The organism is Gottfriedia sp. NPDC057948 (genome assembly GCF_042887255.1).
Lineage (GTDB): Bacteria > Bacillota > Bacilli > Bacillales > Bacillaceae_G > Gottfriedia.
Window position 1 is genome coordinate 120,566 of record NZ_JBHVPN010000002.1, and the last position, 20,300, is coordinate 140,865.

Annotated in this window: 18 protein-coding genes; 13 read left to right on the forward strand and 5 right to left on the reverse strand. The window is 33.3% G+C overall.

The features are described 5' to 3' along the window. Positions 1–719: 719 nt before the first annotated feature. Entirely contained in the window at positions 720–2,033 is a 1,314-nt protein-coding gene (locus tag ACFVRR_RS04545; RefSeq protein ID WP_387325227.1) for an HD domain-containing protein, read from the forward strand. A gap of 129 nt (positions 2,034–2,162) precedes the next feature. Here ACFVRR_RS04545 and ACFVRR_RS04550 read toward each other — a convergent pair whose 3' ends face one another. After that, positions 2,163–2,348 (reverse strand): 2-hydroxymuconate tautomerase, encoded by a 186-nt coding sequence (locus ACFVRR_RS04550; protein WP_098232055.1) that lies wholly within the window; start codon positions 2,346–2,348, stop codon positions 2,163–2,165. Between the two features lie 164 nt (positions 2,349–2,512). Here ACFVRR_RS04550 and ACFVRR_RS04555 point away from each other — a divergent pair, with 164 nt between their 5' ends. Further along, on the forward strand, positions 2,513–3,181 hold the full coding sequence (locus ACFVRR_RS04555; RefSeq protein WP_387325231.1) for a site-2 protease family protein: 669 nt from the start codon (positions 2,513–2,515) through the stop codon (positions 3,179–3,181). Positions 3,182–3,191: 10 nt separating this feature from the next. Next, positions 3,192–3,704, forward strand: a complete 513-nt coding sequence (locus ACFVRR_RS04560; RefSeq protein WP_387325234.1) for a YwhD family protein — start codon at positions 3,192–3,194, stop codon at positions 3,702–3,704. 285 nt (positions 3,705–3,989) lie between these two features. On the opposite strand, the gene ACFVRR_RS04565 is transcribed toward ACFVRR_RS04560, so the two are convergent. Continuing rightward, positions 3,990–6,008: a transglycosylase domain-containing protein gene (locus ACFVRR_RS04565; protein ID WP_387325236.1), complete on the reverse strand. Its 2,019-nt coding sequence runs from the start codon at positions 6,006–6,008 to the stop codon at positions 3,990–3,992. 312 nt (positions 6,009–6,320) lie between these two features. Here ACFVRR_RS04565 and speE point away from each other — a divergent pair, with 312 nt between their 5' ends. From speE to ACFVRR_RS04590, 5 genes are all read left to right on the forward strand, one after another. After that, positions 6,321–7,148: a spermidine synthase gene (gene speE / locus ACFVRR_RS04570; protein WP_025671010.1), complete on the forward strand. Its 828-nt coding sequence runs from the start codon at positions 6,321–6,323 to the stop codon at positions 7,146–7,148. 12 nt (positions 7,149–7,160) lie between these two features. Then, a complete protein-coding gene (gene speB, locus ACFVRR_RS04575) occupies positions 7,161–8,033 on the forward strand; it encodes an agmatinase (RefSeq protein ID WP_069033703.1) in 873 nt (290 codons plus the stop codon). A 183-nt stretch (positions 8,034–8,216) separates the two neighbouring features. Continuing rightward, the gene (locus tag ACFVRR_RS04580) at positions 8,217–9,338 is read left to right on the forward strand and encodes a PepSY-associated TM helix domain-containing protein (protein WP_387325240.1); all 1,122 of its coding nucleotides are present in this window, start codon (positions 8,217–8,219) and stop codon (positions 9,336–9,338) included. Between the two features lie 280 nt (positions 9,339–9,618). Beyond that, positions 9,619–10,041 carry a MerR family transcriptional regulator gene (locus tag ACFVRR_RS04585; protein WP_097974833.1) on the forward strand — a complete coding sequence of 141 codons (423 nt, stop codon included), beginning with the start codon at positions 9,619–9,621 and terminating at the stop codon, positions 10,039–10,041. 23 nt (positions 10,042–10,064) lie between these two features. Then, complete coding sequence (locus ACFVRR_RS04590; RefSeq protein WP_387325242.1) at positions 10,065–11,291, forward strand: MFS transporter; 1,227 nt, start codon at positions 10,065–10,067, stop codon at positions 11,289–11,291. A 116-nt stretch (positions 11,292–11,407) separates the two neighbouring features. Here the strand turns inward: ACFVRR_RS04590 and ACFVRR_RS04595 are convergent, their stop codons facing one another. Next, on the reverse strand, positions 11,408–11,662 hold the full coding sequence (locus ACFVRR_RS04595) for a hypothetical protein (RefSeq protein ID WP_387325244.1): 255 nt from the start codon (positions 11,660–11,662) through the stop codon (positions 11,408–11,410). A gap of 431 nt (positions 11,663–12,093) precedes the next feature. Here ACFVRR_RS04595 and ACFVRR_RS04600 point away from each other — a divergent pair, with 431 nt between their 5' ends. From ACFVRR_RS04600 to ACFVRR_RS04620, 5 genes are all read left to right on the forward strand, one after another. After that, on the forward strand, positions 12,094–12,531 hold the full coding sequence (locus ACFVRR_RS04600; RefSeq protein WP_165346951.1) for a YwiB family protein: 438 nt from the start codon (positions 12,094–12,096) through the stop codon (positions 12,529–12,531). Next, positions 12,528–14,198, forward strand: coding sequence for an arginine--tRNA ligase (gene argS, locus ACFVRR_RS04605; protein WP_387325247.1), 1,671 nt, complete (start codon positions 12,528–12,530; stop codon positions 14,196–14,198). Before ACFVRR_RS04600 ends, argS begins: the two co-directional genes overlap by 4 nt. A gap of 322 nt (positions 14,199–14,520) precedes the next feature. Then, a complete protein-coding gene (locus ACFVRR_RS04610; RefSeq protein WP_387325249.1) occupies positions 14,521–15,867 on the forward strand; it encodes a DUF5667 domain-containing protein in 1,347 nt (448 codons plus the stop codon). Between the two features lie 182 nt (positions 15,868–16,049). Then, positions 16,050–16,778, forward strand: a complete 729-nt coding sequence (gene sigI, locus ACFVRR_RS04615; protein WP_335477861.1) for an RNA polymerase sigma-I factor — start codon at positions 16,050–16,052, stop codon at positions 16,776–16,778. A 2-nt stretch (positions 16,779–16,780) separates the two neighbouring features. Beyond that, positions 16,781–17,851, forward strand: a complete 1,071-nt coding sequence (locus ACFVRR_RS04620; RefSeq protein ID WP_387325252.1) for an anti-sigma factor domain-containing protein — start codon at positions 16,781–16,783, stop codon at positions 17,849–17,851. 164 nt (positions 17,852–18,015) lie between these two features. Here ACFVRR_RS04620 and uvsE read toward each other — a convergent pair whose 3' ends face one another. Beyond that, positions 18,016–18,972: a UV DNA damage repair endonuclease UvsE gene (gene uvsE, locus ACFVRR_RS04625; RefSeq protein WP_387325254.1), complete on the reverse strand. Its 957-nt coding sequence runs from the start codon at positions 18,970–18,972 to the stop codon at positions 18,016–18,018. 43 nt (positions 18,973–19,015) lie between these two features. Beyond that, complete coding sequence (gene cls / locus ACFVRR_RS04630; protein WP_387325256.1) at positions 19,016–20,209, reverse strand: cardiolipin synthase; 1,194 nt, start codon at positions 20,207–20,209, stop codon at positions 19,016–19,018. Between the last annotated feature and the right edge of the window lie 91 nt (positions 20,210–20,300).

The window sequence follows — 20,300 nt, forward strand, 5'->3', positions numbered from 1 at the left end:
AGACACCATAAAATACCTATTTTAACTTTGATATCTAAGGGTTAAGGGATAAAAATTGATATATGTAGAAGGTTGGTTTTTAACCTTTATTGGGCTTTGGCTTATGACCTCGAGGGGCTAACGCCTGGAGCTAGACAGTATGAAATGTGGAGCTAGCTTTCGGAACTAGACACCATAAAATACTTATTTTAACTTTGATATCTAAGGGTTAAGGGATAAAAATTGATATATGTAGAAGATTGGTTTTTAACCTTTATTGGGCATTGGCTTATGACCTCGAGGGGCTAACGCCTGGGGCTAGACAGTATGAAATGTGGAGCTAGCTTTCGGAACTAGACACCATAAAATACCTATTTTAACTTTGATATCTAAGGGTTAAGGGATAAAAATTGATATATGTAGAAGGTTGGTTTTTAACCTTTATTGGGCATTGGCTTATGACCTCGAGGGGCTAACGCCTGGAGCTAGACAGTATGAAATGTGGAGCTAGCTTTCGGAACTAGACACCAAGAAATACCTATTTTAACTTTGGTATCTAAGGGTTGAGAGATAAAAATTGATATATGTAGAAGGTTGGTTTTTACCTTCTTTGGAATTTGGCTTATGACTCGATGGGTTAATGCCTTGAGCAACAAAAGGAAAGATAAAAGAGTCCTGTTCAGAAAGTAAATCAATTAGCATATAAAGAATTAGTATACATATTGAAAGGGGGCCAAGATATGTCATATCGTTTCCAAAAGCTTTATGAGGAAAAAGTATTTAAAGATCCTGTTCATCGTTATATTCACGTAAGAGATCAAGTTATTTGGGATTTAATCGGTACGAAAGAATTTCAGAGACTACGCAGAATTAAACAGCTTGGTACTACCTATCTGACGTTTCATGGGGCTGAGCATAGTCGATTTACTCACTCGCTTGGCGTTTATGAAATTATAAGACGTATGGTAGATGATGTTTTTTCTGGTCGTCCTGAATGGAATGATGATGATCGCTTATTAGCTCTTTGTGCTGGATTATTACATGATGTTGGTCATGGTCCTTTTTCGCATACATTTGAGAAGATATTTAATTTAGATCATGAGGAATTAACGAGAGAAATTATTGAGGGTTCAACAGAAATTAACGAAATCCTAAGAAAAGTAGGGGAAGACTTTCCTAAGCAAGTATCAGAAGTCATTGAGAAAACATCGGCGAATAAGTTAGTTACGAGCATGATTTCAAGCCAAATTGATGCAGATCGAATGGATTATCTCCTTAGAGATGCATACTACACTGGCGTAAGTTACGGCAATTTTGATATGGAACGTATTTTGAGAATTATGCGTCCTCGTCCTGATGGAGTTGTTATTAAACAATCAGGTATGCATGCTGTTGAGCACTACTTAATTAGTCGATTCCAGATGTACTGGCAAGTTTATTTTCATCCTGTGTCTAGAAGTGCGGAAGCCATTTTACAAAAAATATTACAAAGGGCTAAATATTTGCATGAAACAGGTTACCATTTTAATTATGTACCAGTGCATTTTGGACATTTATTTGAAGGGAAAGTTGATTTAGATGAATATATCAAATTAGATGAATCGGTCCTTTTGTATTATTTCCAAGTATGGCAGGAGGAATCTGACCAAATCTTGAGTGATCTATGTCAACGATTCTTAAATCGAAAATTATTTCAATATGTAGACTTTGATACACAAAAACATACTGAAAAGTTTGCTGTATTAAAAGAGTTATTTTTAGAAATAGAGATAGATCCGGAATACTATTTAGTTATCGATACAATTTCAGACGAGGCTTATGATTACTTTAGGTATGGTGAAGAAGGTGGGAAGAAGCCGATTTTACTATTACAAACGAACGGTGATTTAAAAGAAATCTCACGCAAATCAGAGCTAGTAGATGGAATAACTGGTAAAAAGTTATTCGATTCTAAGTTATATTTTCCTCACGATTTAATTTATAACGATCCTGATGAAAAGAAAAAGAAAGTAATCGAAATGATTGAAGAAATAGCAGGGGCTAAAAGAAGATAAAAAATAGTAAACGGAAGTTTTCCCCCGTTTACTCATTATTTAGACAAAGTACTAAAAACTTGATTTTCAGACTGATCGAAAGCGTTTGGCGGGCAGTCTGACGTTTACTATTAATGTATGTAAGGAATTCTATTCGTCACTAAGGCGTTTGCCTGCAACTGCATAATGATTTTTTGTCATTTCTTCAATGAAAACAACAATCTTATCAGTTGGAGCGCCTGTTGTTTCACTTACAGCATCAGTAACTTTTTCAACTAATGCTTTCTTTTGTTCTTCAGTGCGACCTTCTAGCATTTTTACTGTAACGTATGGCATGTTATGACCTCCTTCGTTTTATCTTTTTTATTATAACTCAGGAAGTCAGAATAATAACGATTAAATCAATTAACATTGAAGAAATCATAAAGAATAAATTAAACTATTAATAAATTAACTGTTCGGTTACATAAAACAGAAATATTTCTCGAAAGGAGCAAAGAATGGGATCATTTTTTCAATATCCATTAAAAGATATACCATTAATATTATTAGTTGTTGCAATTTCGTTATCAGTCCATGAATTTGCGCATGCTTATGTAGCTTATAAATTTGGAGATGACACGGCAAAGAGACAAGGTAGATTAACGCTTTCTCCATTTAGACATTTAGACATTTTCGGTACAATTGCGATTATTATTTTAGGCTTTGGTTGGGCAAGACCAGTTCCTGTAAATCGCCATAATTTTAAACATCCGAGAATAGCAGGAATCTTAACTACTGCAGCGGGTCCGATTAGTAATCTAATTCTAGCGACACTTGGTTTAATCGCTTATTCATTATTATATAAATTCGGATTTTTTCATTCTTTCCCACAAGCACTATCACTTACATTAGATTCTTTTTTTAATATTTTCGTTCAAATGAATATAGTATTATTTGTATTTAACTTAATTCCTCTTCCACCACTAGATGGATATCGAATTTTAGAGGATTTAGCTCCTAATGATCTTCGTGCAAAAATGTCACAATATGAGCAGTATGGAGCATTTGTATTTTTAGTTTTAGTATTAACTCCTTTAGATAACTATACAATTCAACCAATTTTCCAGGTTGCTATACCGTCAGTTTTCCACTGGATTAATTCAATCGTTACACCATTAATTTTTTAGGAGGGGCACAATGTCTGATCAACCAAAAAAGAAATCACTAGGTTTTAATATATTAAAAAATGATTCAACGAGTGGGCATGGCGGATTTGGTGTTGGAGCAATTAGTTTAGAAAATATTTCGCCAGTCTTTATTGATATACAAGAGAATGATGTTTTTGTAGATATCGGTGCAATGCACGCAAGAAGTTCAGTTGAAAAGGGGATCAAGTTTTTAACGAATGAGGATGAAGTTCCTAATGGAAAACCTTATTGGTTAGTGTGGGTCGCAACTGAGCGAACTGAAAGCGGTCCTTATTACGCTGGAGTAACAGGTTGCTACATGACTGTTGATCGTGAAGCTAGAAGGGGATATAAGCTTCTTCCTGACCACGTAAATAAAATGGATAAAGCGATGAAACGTAAAATAATGGTTGAACAGATGGATGAAAAGTCTCGTAAAGTATTAGCCAATTTCTTAAAATCGCACAATGAAGAGATGTGGAATAATTCATCTGAACAATTAAAAACTGAACTTTTAGGTTAGTATACTTTTTCGCACATTATATATGTATAAATTGGCAACGGAGAAGGAAAATCGACGAGGTTTCCAATTTTAGGTATTAAGAGTAAGTGCAACTACGTCTCTGTCTTCGCCCTAGGGCTCGCCAATCGACGAGTTTTCTTTAGGTAAATTATATAAAAAATTTGAAGAAATCGTCGAATAATCTTTTTACATTTAAGACTAAATAAAGTAAACTAATAATAGCTTGGACAAAGCTAGGACTAGGACAAACAAAAGACCTTACCAATTTGGTAAGGTCTTTTGTTTTTACAGTAAATATTGTGAATACCAAGGCTTACTGTCCTTATTTTCCTTTTTATGTTTTTGGTTTATTTTTTTATTTATACAAGGTTTTGTCGGTTGTGACCCCTTACGAAAATAAAGTGAAACTTTATCCCCGCAGCCTTCTTTATACAAAAGACCAGTCTTTTCATCTATAGCAACTTTAACTAGATCATTTGGTAATTTAGCGTCTATATTTTTATCCGATAAATTTGTCATAACTGATGCCCATACCTTCTTCGACAGTGTACCCTCCTCTACGGTTAAATTTTTTGAATGATCGTACCCAACCCATACCCCAACAATAAGATTTGAATGGAATCCAATCATCCAGCTGTCCGTTTTCGTAGTACCGGTTTTACCATAATAATCTTTTGATAGTTCAGGAATAATACTAGTACCTGTTACTGGTAAGTAGCTTGAAAAATTTGTGTTGAACATTCCGTTCATTAGTTGTTTCAGTATAATGGTTTGATCTTTATCTAATCTTTGTTTTTTATCAAACTTTTCTTTATAAATCGTCTTTCCATTTTGAGTCTTAATCTCTTTTACGAAATGAGGAATAACATCTTTACCATTATTCGCAATTAAAGCATATGCTCTTGTCATATCGAGCAATGAAGCATCTTGAGTGCCGAGTGCCATTGAAGGTAGTTTATTATTCGGTGTGGTTAAATGGAATAACTTCTGTGCTTTAATAAATTCGTCAGTACCGACTGCCTGTTGGGTTTTTACAGCGTATATATTGTCTGAAACAGCAATAGCTTTAGCTAGAGTAATTGAATCATGTGCGTATAGATTGCCACTATTTTTCGGGCTATATGAATCTCCATTTTCAAAGTGAAATATAGTAGGCTTACTTTGAAGTCTTGTTGATGGGGTATAACCATTTTCAAGTGCACTGTAATATAGAATTGGTTTTATTGTACTTCCTACTTGTCGTTTCGACGCTATTGCTCGATTAAATAAAAACTGTCCTTTCTCACGGCCTCCAGTCATCCCTAATACTTCACCAGTTTGACTATTTAATACGACTACACTAGCCTGTAAATCAGATTTTGGTCTAATATATTTATCAAATGCTTGATCAATATGCTTTTGAATAGCGGGATTAAATGTTGTATAAATTTGACTACCGTTATTATTGATTGATTGTCCAATTGAAGTTGTAATCTCTTTTTGAACGCTTTGTTGAAAATAGGATGTAAATGAAGAATTTGAAGTATGTTTAATCGGTTTTAACTTTATCGTTTCATCAATTGCATTTTTAACAGTTTTTGAGCTGATTAATTTATTCTGTTCTAGTGCTGATAAAATTCGTTGCTGCCTTTTCTTTAAAGATGAAAAATGAACGTAAGGATCATATGTTGAAGGATTAGCCGGAATACTTAATAAAAATGTAGATTCACCAATTGTAAGCTCGTTTGTCTCTTTTCCTAAGAAGGTATTTGCCGCAGTTTCTAGACCATAAATACCATGTCCGAAATAGATAGTGTTTAAATATGCTTCTAATATTTTATTTTTACTGTAGGCTGACTCAAGTCTCATCGTTAAATAAGCCTCTTTTAATTTACGATTAATCGTTTTCTCTTGTGAAAGAAATAAATTTTTTGCAAGTTGCTGAGTTATTGTACTTCCGCCTTGAGCGTAATGTCCCTTCGTTATATTAATTAAGATAGCAGAACCCAACCTTTTTAGGTCGAAGCCATGGTGATGAAAAAAATTACGATCCTCAGAAACTAAAATACTATTGATCGCAATTGGAGGCACATCTGCAATTTTAAGTGTTTTACGATTTTGAAGTAACTTAGTTTTACTAATTAGCTTTTGAGTGTGATCATAATAACTGGAATTTGACTCAATAAATAACGAAGGTTTTGTAGACGTAACTGCAAACAGATAGACACAAGATAAAAATAGTGTACCTGAAATTGAAATAATCGTAAGCAAAATACCGACCTTTTGAAGTGTACGCCAATGATAAAAGTAGTTGATATTATACAAAAACGTATCCTCCTCTCGATTCGTTTCTCAAATTTAATACTAGTATGGTAGATTAGGAGAAATTTTATACAAATTACCGTAGTAAAAAATATCAAAAAATTTAGCTTTAAAAATCTTGCATTTCACAAAAATTACTCTATACTTTTCTTTTGTACGGCAAAAAATTGTCGTAACAACACAAATCCGATAGGAATTAGGAAGAGTGGGGATAATACGAAACATACTCGAAAAGTGGAGGCGCCTTGGTCAGCCCCGACAAAACGATCCTTATGTTTCAAACTAAATCTTGATAAAGAAGGGTAGATGCATTAAATGGAATTATGGTTTACTGAAAAACAAACAAAAAACTTTGGAATTACTGCTAAAATTAATAAAACTTTACATACAGAGCAAACTGAGTTTCAAAAGCTTGACATGGTAGAGACAGAAGAGTTCGGAAACATGCTTATTTTAGATGGTATGGTTATGACAACTCAAAAAGATGAGTTTGTTTACCACGAAATGGTCGCGCATGTACCTTTATTCACACACCCAAATCCTGAAAACGTATTAGTTGTAGGTGGCGGTGACGGTGGTGTTATTCGTGAAGTATTAAAACACCCAAGTGTAAAGAAAGCAACTCTAGTTGAAATCGATGGAAAAGTAATTGAGTACTCTAAAATATACTTACCTGAAATTGCAGGGAAATTAGAAGATCCACGTGTAGAAGTAAAAGTAGACGATGGATTTATGCATATTGCAAATAGTGAAAATGTATACGATGTAATTATGGTAGACTCAACTGAACCAGTTGGTCCTGCAGTTAACTTATTTACAAAAGGCTTCTATGCTGGTATCTCTAAAGCATTAAAAGAAGATGGTATTTTTGTAGCTCAAACGGACAATCCATGGTTTACTCCTGAGTTAATCACACAAGTTCAACGTGATGTAAGAGAAATCTTCCCAATCACTCGTTTATACATTGCAAACATTCCAACATATCCAAGTGGAATGTGGACATTTACAATCGGTTCGAAAAAACATGATCCACTTGAAGTAGAAGAGAATCGTTTCTTCGATATTGAGACAAAATATTATACTAAAGAGCTACACAAAGCAGCGTTCGTATTACCAAAATTTGTAGCAGATCTTACTAAATAAGGGGGCTTTATTATGCGTTTTGATGAAGCTTATTCTGGAAATGTATTCATAAAGAGTCATCCAAGCTTTGAAGAAAGTAAAGCAGTTATTTATGGTATGCCTATGGATTGGACTGTAAGTTTCAGACCAGGCTCTCGTTTTGGTCCTGCGCGTATTCGTGAAGTTTCAATTGGACTAGAGGAATATAGTCCATATCAAGATAAAGAACTTGAAGAAGTTAAGTATTTTGACGCAGGGGATATTCCATTACCATTTGGTAATGCTCAAAGAAGCCTTGATATGATTGAAGATTATATTGACGGTTTATTAGCTGAAGGCAAATTTCCACTAGGAATGGGTGGAGAGCATCTTGTATCATGGCCAGTAATGAAAGCTATGTATAAGAAATACCCAGATTTAGCTATAATTCACTTTGATGCTCATACTGATTTACGTGATTCATATGAAGGTGAGCCATTATCTCACTCAACACCAATTAAAAAAGTTTGTGATTTAATTGGACCAAAAAATGTTTATTCATTTGGAATCCGTTCTGGTATGAAGGAAGAATTTGAATGGGCTAAAGAAGTTGGAATGAATTTATTCAAATTCGAAGTGCTTGAGCCGTTAAAGAAAGTACTTCCAACGCTTGCTGGACGTCCAGTATATGTAACGATTGATATCGATGTATTAGATCCTGCACATGCTCCTGGAACAGGAACTCTTGAAGCAGGTGGTATTACATCAAAAGAAATGCTTGATAGCATCTTAGCAATCGCGAACAGTGATATTAACGTTGTTGGGGCAGACTTAGTAGAAGTAGCTCCAGTTTACGATCATGCAGAGCAAACTCAAGTTGCGGCAAGTAAATTTATTCGTGAAATCTTATTAGGTTGGGTAAAATAATAAGATTTGTTAAAGGCGATTTTTCGTTCGTTAGGACGAGAATCGCCTTTTTATATTGAATTTGAAACAATTGAGGCCACTAAAATAATATTTACTAAAAATGTAAAAAAGTTATTGATAATGATAATCATTACCTTTATAATTGAGAACGATTATTATTATCATAATATGGGAGAAGAGAAGATGAAAATGAAAAAAGGGGTAAGAAAATTTATTTTAACTCTACATTTGGTGTGCAGCTTAGCTTTTGGCCTTTTTATTATTGCTGTTTGTGCAACGGGTAGTGTATTAGTGTTTGGGAATCAGATTGAACATGTATTAAATCCGCAGTATTTTAAGCCTGCAAGTAGTGAAAAAAATATTGGAATTAAAGAAGCAGAAAAGATTTTTCTTCAACATTACAAAGGTTTTCAAATTTCGAGGATGGATGTGCCTTCAAAGTTAACAGACGTATATCATGCAAGTATGTCAAAAGGACATAATGAAATTGATGCATATGTTGATCCTAGCAATGGCAAATTATTAGGCAATTTCGATAGAGAGAAATCAGTCGTTTCTTTTTTTAAAGAGTTACATACACATTTATTATTAGATGATATTGGTGAAACAATTATTGGTATCGTTGCAATTGCATTTATTATCATTCTTATTACAGGTATTTATTTATGGTATCCAGGTATTAAGCGAATGTTTAAAAGCCTAAAAATTAAATGGAATAAAAGTCAAATGGCAAAAAATCTATCATTACATAATTTTATAGGGGTTATAACTTTACCATTTTTGCTTGTTGTAGCAATAACAGGAATGCTATTTCCATTCCAAGAAAAGATTGAAGAATCTTTGAAATTGAAATTTACATCGAATTTTCCTGAAGAACTTAAATCAGTTGATAATGGTAAACAACAAATAGAATTGGATACGATCGTTGCCCAAATTAATAAATTACACCCGGAAGGTGAGTTATACAAGTTAAGACTTCCATCGGATAAAGAAGGGGTTATAGAAGCCCAATTAAGTGATGGCAGTTACGACCCTGAAGGTAAAGGAAATACAAGCGAATTTTTCGATCAATTTTCTGGAAAGCATGTAGGAACTTTTTCGAAAAATACAGAAACAGTCTATGATAAATTCTTTATTTGGCGAGAAAGTTTACATAGAGGCACCTTTGGTGGTGTGTTCGTAAAAATAATTTATGCCTTAGTTGGAATAGCTCCACTCGGTTTAGGAATAACTGGCATTACAATGTGGGCGTTAAAACGAAAAAATAAAGTTAAAAAAATGAGTAAATTACAGCAAACAGCATAAGAAGAACAAGACTTTATATGGAAGTATGATTTAACGACATTGGTTGAATCATTTGTTAGAACCCGAAAGAAAATGCGCTAAAAGACGTATTTATCTTTCGGGTTTTTTGTATAGGGCAAAAATATGATTATTTGTACTGTCTTTATAGTAAAACAACAATTTTGTAGAAAGATAAAAATAGAAATATGTACAAAGTTAACGTTGACGTTAACGATACATTAGGAGTAAGATAAATAGGTGGTATAAAAAAGTTAAATTCATTTCGAAAGGAGGCAATGATTTGCTTTACAAGATAGATGAAGTAGCGAAAGAATGTGGATTAACCAAGCGATCGATTCGTTATTATGAAGAAATTGGTTTAATTTCCCCACCTGAAAGAAGTGAAGGAGGATTTCGACTTTATTCAGACCTGCATATCGAACGATTGAAGAAAATAATGAATGTTCGGGATGTTCTTGGTTTTTCTTTGCAGGAGGTACAGGAATATATGGCAATTGGTGAGGCGTTTGAAGAATTCCGATTGCAGTATAGAGAAAACAAAGAAAAGATGAATGATGATGAAAGAAAAGAAAATCTTTTAGGAGCAGAAGCGATACTTGCTCAACAATTAAAAATGATTGATGAGAAACTTAAAAAAATGAACGATATTCGAGATGAAATGAATGAGATGTATCAGAGGGTGAAAAATGCATTAGAACAATAAATAAAATGGGAGATGGATGAAATATGTCAAACTTGGCAGATCGTAAAAATCAAAAGACACATGCAAATCAAAAATCTGGTCTTTTGAATCAGCCAAAAGCTATTTGGGCTGTTGGCTTTGCTTGTATTATCGCATTCATGGGAATTGGATTAGTTGACCCAATTTTACCAGCAATTGCTGAAAAAATGCATGCCACTAAAAGTGATGTAACGCTTCTTTTTACAAGTTACAATTTAGTAATGGCATTCGCGATGTTAATAACAGGTTTTATCTCCTCACGTATCGGAATTAAATGGACACTTCTTTTAGGCATACTGATTATTGCAGTCTTCGCTGGTCTTGGAGGAAGCTCAAGCAGTATATGGGAATTAGTATGGTTACGTGGAGGTTGGGGTCTAGGTAACGCATTATTCGTTGCAACTGCATTATCTGCTATTGTTTCATTATCTAGATCAGGTGTTGCACAATCGATTATTTTATACGAAACTGCGATTGGTCTTGGGATATCAGTTGGTCCATTATTAGGTGGAGAATTAGGTTCAATCTCTTGGAGAGGTCCATTTTTTGGCGTAGCTTGTTTAATGGTTATTGCATTTTTATCTCTATCCTTTATGATGCCAAAAACACCTATTACACAAAGTACGAAAAAAGCATCGTTTCTTGATCCATTCCGTGCTCTTAAACATAGATCATTATTAACATTAGGGATTACAGCATTTTTATATAACTTTGGATTCTTTACTTTATTAGCATTCTCACCGTTCTATATGGGATTAAAGGAACATGGTTTAGGATTCGTATTTTTAGGATGGGGACTTTTATTAGCAATTACATCTGTATTTATGGCTCCAAAATTACAAAAAAAATTCGGTACACTTAAATCGATGTATGCTATGTTAGCACTTTTCGCTATTACACTTATCGTAATGGGAATTGGAACTGATACGAATAGTGTAATTATTGTTTGTGTAATAATTGCTGGTGCATTTTTAGGAAATAACAATACATTAATTACAACAGCAGTAATGCAAGCCGCTCCAGTTGAACGTTCAACAGCATCAGCTGCATATAGCTTTTTACGTTTCCTTGGTGGAGCAATTGCACCATATTTAGCAGGTAAACTAGCTGAATGGTATAATCCACATGTACCTTTCTATGTAGGTGGATGTTTTGTATTACTATCGGTACTTTTCTTATTTATTAATAAAAAGCATTTAATTCATATTGATAAAGCAGAATCTGCACATTAATATGATCGGGTATTTCTCGAACTATGGTGAAAACCCGCTAGGAATTACATATTCCTAGCGGTTTTTTTGTTTATTGAATATAAACAAACAAAAACCAGCCCTTTACGAGCTGGTTTTCATGGTCCGAAATGACCGAACATCATCAGATAAACGATGAAGCCGATCAGTGCGAGTAATCCGATTAATGCTGCTGTAAAACTGCCGAACATGATTGCTTTTCGTTTGAAAATGAACCACAAAATGAATCCAACTACAAATGGCACGAAAAAGGCGTACAAATAAATGAGAAAAATACTTGATAACGAAATGATTCCAATGCCTAGTCCAATGAAAAATAGTTTGCTAGATGAAAGTTGTGCGATTGTTTTCATAAAATCCCCTTTTATTCTTCATATGTTCTTTATTGTCTCACAAACAGTTTTCAATTGAAAACAAAAATCCTCCTTACTTCACGGCAAGATTATTTCGTTAGTATGTTGATACAATTGAAATCGGATGACGTTCAATGAGTAATAGCTCCTGCATTTTTAGATTTGGTGAGTCGAAATAAATATGGCCGAAATTCATCATTATAAAGAACGAAGCTACAGATTTTATGAAAAAAAAGCCCTATGAAATATTTTAGAATCAAGAAAGTACCCCAATTTTTCAGATAGCCATATTATTTCGTTCATTTTAATGAATATTTTTCACAATTTTTTTGTTACCTATTTTATTTTTTTTATTAGATTATGCTAAAATGGGAAAAGATGATTTTTGGATGTGATTCGTTACGTTCATGGGGAGAAAAGGACGTGTAAAAGTGAAAGGACAACAAGGCATACCTGTCTCAATTGACTTTGAGACTTTGATAAAAGATCCACACGGGCGTGATAAAATCAGTTTTCAAGCAAATGGCCTATATTATAAAAAAGATGATGTTTCATATTTATTATTTGATGAAAATCACGAGGACCGAAAAGTAAAGGCTACTATGAAAATAGGTAAAGGGGAAGTAACAATTATTCGTAATGGCGGAGTTATGATGCGTCATCAATATCGAGTAAATGAAACAACTGAAGGTACTTTCTCAAATGAATTAGGCGTATTTCAAACTAAGGCATATACAAAAAAACTACAATTTCTAGTATCTGAAGGCCCTTTAAAAGGGGTACTTCAATTAGGATATAAGTTATTCGTAGGAGATGAAAATGCTGGGTCGTATAACATTACGGTATCAATTAAGGAGGCAACGATATGAATACATTAGAACAAGTGAAAAGTCGTTTGAAAAATGAAATCGAAGCTGCTGTATTAAAAGCAGGATTAGCAACGGAGGAACAATTACCACAAGTCATATTAGAATCACCAAAAGATAAAGCGCACGGAGATTTTTCAACAAATATGGCAATGCAATTAGCACGTGTTGCTAAAAAAGCTCCTAGAATGATTGCAGAGGAGTTAATTAATTCTTTTGACCAAAGTAAAGCAAGCATTAAAAAAGTAGAAATTGCGGGACCAGGTTTCATCAATTTTTATATGGATAATAGTTATCTTACTGATTTAATTCCAACGATTATTAAATCGGGAAATGAATATGGCCAAACAAACTTTGGTAACGGTGAAAAGATTTTAGTTGAGTTTGTTTCAGCAAATCCGACTGGAGATTTACATTTAGGTCATGCTCGTGGAGCTGCATTTGGAGATTCATTGTGCAATGTTTTAGATAAAGCAGGTTATGAAGTAACTCGTGAATATTATATTAATGATGCTGGAAACCAAATTAATAATTTAACACTTTCGGTAGAAGCTCGTTATATGCAAGCACTTGGAATGGATAAAGAAATGCCAGCAGATGGCTATCATGGCTCAGACATTATTGAGATTGGTAAAACTTTAGCTGCTGAATTCGGTGACCGTTATGTGAATGAACCAGAAGAGGCTCGTTACAAGTTCTTCCGTGAGTACGGTTTAAAATTAGAAATGGAAAAACTACAACGAGATCTACGTAATTTCAGAGTCGAATTTGATGTATGGTATTCAGAAACTTCATTATATCAAAATGGCAAAGTGTTAGAGGCTCTTGATGATTTAAACCAACGTGGTGAAACATATGAAGAAGAAGGAGCGACTTGGTTCCGTTCTACAACATATGGCGATGACAAAAACCGTGTATTAATTAAAAGCGATGGCTCGTATACTTATTTAACTCCGGATATCGCTTACCACCGAGACAAGCTTAGTCGTGGTGCAGATAAATTAATTGATATTCTTGGGGCTGACCATCACGGATACATTCCTCGAATGAAAGCAGCAATTCAAGCATTAGGTTATAATGCTGATACGCTTGAAGTAGAAATTATTCAAATGGTTCAGTTATATCAAGATGGTGAAAAAGTTAAAATGAGTAAACGTACAGGTAAAGCTGTAACGTTACGTGATTTAATGGAAGAAGTAGGTACTGATGCAACTCGTTACTTCTTTGCAATGCGCGGTTGTGATTCACATTTAGACTTTGATATGGACTTAGCTGTTTCTAAATCAAATGAAAACCCTGTGTATTATTCACAATACGCTCACGCTCGTGTATGTAGTATTCTTCGTCAAGGTGAAGAAATGGGTATCGTTTACAATGGTGAAGCGGATTACAGCCTTGTTTCGTCTGAAAAAGAATATGAGTTATTAAAGAAATTAGGAGAATTCCCAGCAGCGGTTTCATTAGCTGCTTCAAAACGTACTCCTCATCATATTACAAACTATGTGTTTGAATTAGCGGGTACATTCCACAGCTTCTATAATGCAGAAAAAGTATTAGATGCTGAAAATGTTGAAAAGTCAAAAGCTAGACTAGCTTTAATGAAGGCAGTTCAAGTTACATTAAAAAATGCATTAGCTTTAGTTGGAGTTTCTGCACCAGAAAAAATGTAAGTAATCAGACTGTTGACAAGCGCTTGCAATCAGTCTGATAATCAAATTTTTTGAACTTTATCTACACAATAAGTACCATGCCCTAATTTAGGGTATGGTACTTTTTTGTTAACTTAATCAAATTTCCAAAGTATTATTTTGTATTTTTTTAGTATGTTATTTTATAAAACTTTGTCGGTAAATAGGGAAAAACAACAAGTTTCACCATTTTTTTATTATTTTTTTAAATTTTTTAAAAACGACCCCCTAAAAAATGAAAGTCTCTACGAATAGTTATAGTGAGAATAATTTAAGAAATTTTTTATAAAGGGGAAAAAAATTAATGAAAAAATTATTAGTACATACGACTGCTACAGCGCTATTATTATCTCAGTTAGGATTCTCTAGTTCAGTACTTGCTGCTGAAAATGATACAGTTTCACCAACTGATCAAAAGGAAGAAGCACCTGCATTAGTTAAAGGCGATTTCTTCTATTTTGTAAAAACAACAGTAGAAAAAATTCAACTATTACTAACTACAGACAAAGTTAAAGAAGCAGAACTTTTAGCACAATTTGCTCAAGAGCGCATTCATGAAGCAAGAGAATTAATTAAAGAAGGTAAAGAAGATTTAGCAAAAGAAACATTAAAAGAAGCTTTAAGTCAAATGGACAATGCTCAAGGCCAAATTGAGGGTAAACTTCCAACTGTTACTGAGCCCACGACTTCAGAAACTACAACAGAAGGTACTGTTACTACGAAACCGGCAGAAGATTCAACTGAAGTAGAAAAAGAAGACACAGAAAAAGTTGAGACAGACAAACAAGATACAGACAAACAAGAAGTAGAAAAAGAAGACACAGAAAAAGTTGAGACAGACAAACAAGATACAGACAAACAAGAAGTAGAAAAAGAAGACCAAGATAAAGCTGAGACAGACAAACAAGAAACAGAAAAAGAAGACCAAGATAAAGCTGAAACAGACAAGCATGAAAAACAAAAATTAACAAAAGAGCAAAAAGAAATTGCAAAAATTCAGCATCATTTAAATAACAATTTACTTGTTTTAGCAAATGTTTTAGATCAAGTTAAAAATCCAAAAGCAAAAGCTGCGATCGCTAAAAATATTGAAAAGAGCTTTAACAAAATTTCTGAAAGATTAGAGAAAGTCTTAAAGCATACAGAACAGGATTCAACTGCTCTAAAACCAGTTATTACAGTTCAATACCCGGATTCAACTACAGATCAGTCAGCTACGCCAGAAGTTATTACAACAGTGACTAAAATTGAAGACGTAAATGATACAGACGTGAAAAATGTTAATGAAGATAATCAAGGTGAAAATGATGACAAAGATAATGCTGCTGAGGTTGCTACAAAACCTGTAACAGTAGAACATAAGGAAGATCAAAATAAACCTGAACATAAGTTAAAAGAAGTAAAACCAGTTAAAGTTAAAAAAGTAAAAGTTAAAAAAGAAGAAAAAGAAGAGAAACATGTAGTGAAGCATGAAGTAAAACACGAAAATGGTACAGCTCACAGAAACCAAGGTCACCAAGGTCACCAAGAAAACCAAGGTGAACACGAAAATCGTGAAAAACATAAGGGAAATGAAAAGCAAGAGTGGAAAAAGAATGAGAATTCAAATGACCAAGGTGAAAACCACGGAAATGGACATGATGAAGATTAATAAGTAATTATTTCCACTGACCTTTCAATAAAATGACATGAAACATTTCATAAGATGCGATATGCTTAAGTTTAACCGCTTAAATTAAAATGGTGCCTCTGACATTCATTTGATTATATAATGAGTGGAGGCGCCTTCTATTTTAATAGCCAAGCAATCCTCTTTTGAAAGGAGATGGGGTCTTGTTACTTACAATTTTTCAGACGCTTTATAAAAGAAAAGAAAAAATTGAAGATATTGTATTAACAATACAGCAATCTTCATCAAAAGAACTAGATGATTTTATAGTTCAATATACTCCTTTTATAAACAAAACTGTTTCCACTATTTGTGGAAGATATATTACAAATCAAGAAGATGAATTTAGTATAGGGTTAACTGCGTTTCATGAGGCTATTAAACTATATTCATATAAAAAAGGTTCGTCATTTCTATCTTTTGCAAAGTTGATCATAAAACGAGAATTAATCGATTATTTTCGCAAGGAATCTAAATACCAATTATTAACGTCAGAACAAACTGGGTCAGAGGACGTGCATAAACATTACGACGACCATGTATATAGCACTTATATTAAAAACTTTGATGAAATAAATCGTAAAGAGGAAATTATTCATTTCAGTGAAATGCTTAAACAATTTGGAATTTCATTAGAAACTCTAGTGGAGGTTTCACCTAAACATGAAGATACAAGGGAGCATGTTTTTTCAGTTGTAGACAGTATTACGTCTGATGAAGAAATGTTAACTTTTCTATATAAAAAGAAAAAATTGCCGATGAGTAAGCTAGAATCTAAAGTTAATATAAGTCGAAAATCGCTCGAAAAACATAGAAAATATATTATTGCGATGTGTATTATTAGTGTCAATGATTATATCTATTTACAAAACTATTTAAAAAGGGGGAACTGAAGATGAACAATGGTATTGTATTAAAAGTAAATCGCTCATCCGTAGTTGTACTAACTGCTAACGGAGAGTATTTAAAATGTAAAAAATTATTGTCATCCTATTCAGTTGGTGAAGAAATTCAGTTCCCTAGTAATGCAATTATTTTAAATAAAAAAGTGAAAATAAGTATTCCAAAATTGATACCTGTCGTAATTGCCTGTGGTTTAATTCTTTTCTCATTTACATTTGTAAATTTGAACGACGAAGAAGCATTTGCTGAAGCTGGAAAGGTAAGAATTGACTCAGAGGCAAAAGTGTCATTAACTTTGGACAAACAGTTAAAGGTTATTTCATTAAAAGGTCACAATGAACAAGGTAAAAAAGTGATTGATAAAATGGATAACTGGCAACATAAGTCTTTAAACTCAGTTATGAATGATATAGTTGGTGAAATGGAGAAATCGAAAGTAATTGAACCAGATGAAAAAATCAAATTAACTGGCAAGATGAATAAAGAGTTTAAAGATAAACAAAGTGAGCTAAATCATGAATTGAAGGATATTCAAGATAGCAACAACCACTTTATTATCCCAAATGCTAAGGATTTAGATCAGCCTAAGGTTAAAAATCAAAACCAAAGCCATAGCCAAAATCCAAATAAACAAGAAAATGGTTTAAATTCTCATAAAGTGACTAGTGGTGATAATAATTACAAAGTTAAATCTAATTTTAAGTCACCTACTGTCGAAAAGAACAATGTTAATGATAATGGTCACTCAAAAGAAGTTAAGAATAATAGACATCAAGAAGAGCACTGGGGAAATAAGCAAAGTCAATCGAATCATAGACATCAAGAAGAAGAACATAAAGAATTAACGAAGCAAAATCAAAAGAAACAAAATAACAACAATGAAAAGCATCAAGTCAAAAAAAAAAATGACTATAATGATGACAGCGAATTAAGAAGAAGTAATAATGTTCAACGAAGAAATGAAAATAATGAAGGCTGCCATGGTTGCAATAATCGTTATAAAAACAATCAAAACAAGAACGATAATGGTTGGCAAAATGGTGATGAAAAACACTCAGATTAAAATCTGAGTGTTTTTAATACGAATAACATTACTAATCCCATGGAAGAATAAAGGCTTAGGACATACTGCTCAAATGCTCATGAAGGGCTGCGTTAGTATAAATGAACTTTTTAGATGCTTTCATAACCTCTTTATTGCCAGCTGCTATGTCTTTGGTACTCAACTTAAGTAACTTCGATCATCCCACCACTTATTCGCTTATAACCTCTCCATTTCGACATATCTTCCATTAATTGCAATAGAGCTAAATCCTTTTTTTTCGATTCAATCATTATATCGATATCTTTTCCAATTGATCTGACGATGTCAAAAAAGGGCTTAATAAAATCAAGGTCAATTAAATCTGAATGCGCTCTAAACTCTTTATCGGATTTTGGAGATGAAATATGAATTTTAGGTTTCAAATATGTATGCTCCCAAGTAGTAAATATATGGGGTAATAATTTCTCTAACGGTTCTTCACATAAGTTTGCCATATGATGATGATAGTCAAATACGAGCGGAATACCTTCTTTTTTACAAACCATTAGTGTTTCAGAGGTATTATACGTTTTATCGTCATTTTCTAATGTCATTTGTTTTTTAATGTGAGTAGGGAGCTTTTTTATATTTTCATAAAAACGTTGGATCGCAAGCTCTTTATTGCCATATGCTCCTCCAATATGTATATTAATGACGCTTTGGTCTGAAATACCCATTGCTTCAAGAACTTTATAATGATACTCCATATCAATCACAGCATTATCAGTAATATGAGGTTTATCACTTGTAAAAAGCGTGAATTGGTTGGGATGAAAACTAACTCTTAATTCATGCTTTTTGATAAAATCGCCTATTTCTTTAAATTGTTTGTGAAAAATATTTATATAATCGAATTCTACATCTGGATGAGTCGCCAAAGGGACCATTGAAGAGGACATTCTATATAAGGGAATTTGCTGTCCCACATTATAATGAAGTGCTCTATACGTATTTTCAATATTTTGCGATGTAACATAAATTAATTTCTCTAAACGTTCGTCCAGGTCAAGGGCTTTATAACGTGTATATGTAAGAGTTTTTGCAGGTGAACAATTATATAATGATAATGCATGTGATACGTACCCAAATCGAATGATCATATTTTGTTCACCTCTACCTTGATTTTTGTATACGTACAAAGGACTACATTAATGGAGAAAGAAGCTTAGATAAAAGCTTACGACACTTCCATAAGAATGTTGTATTTTTATAATGCTGGGTAGGATAAGTTTTTGAGCGTTCTAAGTCCTTTGTAAATATTTCTTTAATCTTCATTATGAAAGATTCACTCGAAAAAATACAGCTCCATTCATCATTTATGCAAAGACTTCTACGATCAAAGTTAACGGAACCTACATCACAGTAATGATCATCGATTAGTAGTACTTTGGCATGAAAGAACCCTTTCTGATAATGAAAAACTTCTCCACCACCTTCTAAAATTAAAAGGAGATGTGGAAAACTCGCCTCTTTAACTAGTCTGTGATCTTCTTTTTCCGGCACCATTACGCATATGTGGACGCCTCGATTAAGAGCTGCAAGAAGTGCGTTCATCAATTTTTTTGTTGGAATAAAATAAGGTGTACCAATGTAAATATGTTTTTTGGCCTGATCTATTAAATCTTTATATAGGTTCTCAATGCGTACAAAGTCCGACGAATAGAAGTGGTGCTCGATTTCTCCTTTTACTAATTCATCGTCATTAATTAGCGCAAAGGATTCTCCGCCACTTCTAACCCAGTCTATTAAAAATTGAAGGTGTAAATCTTTTACACCTTCACCTGTCATTCGAATATGATAATCTCTCCAATAACCTAAGTCTTCATCAAAGCCAATATATTCTTTGCCAATATTAAAACCACCAAAATAGCCGATTTTTTGATCTATTACTGTAATCTTACGATGGTTACGATGTTGAAACCGATAGAGAGTATATGGAAATCCAATTCTCCGATTAAAAAGTACTTCCACGTTATTTTCTTTTAGTTTTTTTATTCTTTTACGCTTTAGTCTAAAGCTTCCGATCCAATCAACAAGCAAGCGTACTTCTAATCCTTCCCGAGCTTTTCTTTCAAGTAATGATAAAAATTTTTCGGATGTATCATCATTTCGAACAATATAAAAAAGCATAGAAATGCTACTACTTGCTTCTGTTATGTCGTCTAGGAGATGCTTGTACAAATCATTACCATCTGTTATTAACATTGTTTCGCTATATCTTTTTTTAAATGGACAAGTTTTATCATATTTATGAAAGGCTTTATAGCCAAAATAAAGATCTAAGCTAGCAAGGAGTATAAGAAAGAGTAGAGCAATTAAGCAAATGCAAAGAATCATATAATTAAACTCCTTTACCTTTTACGTGTTGATAGTATGACCATTTCCATTGAAGAATATGAAAAAGAGCCAATTTATTATTAAAAAGTAT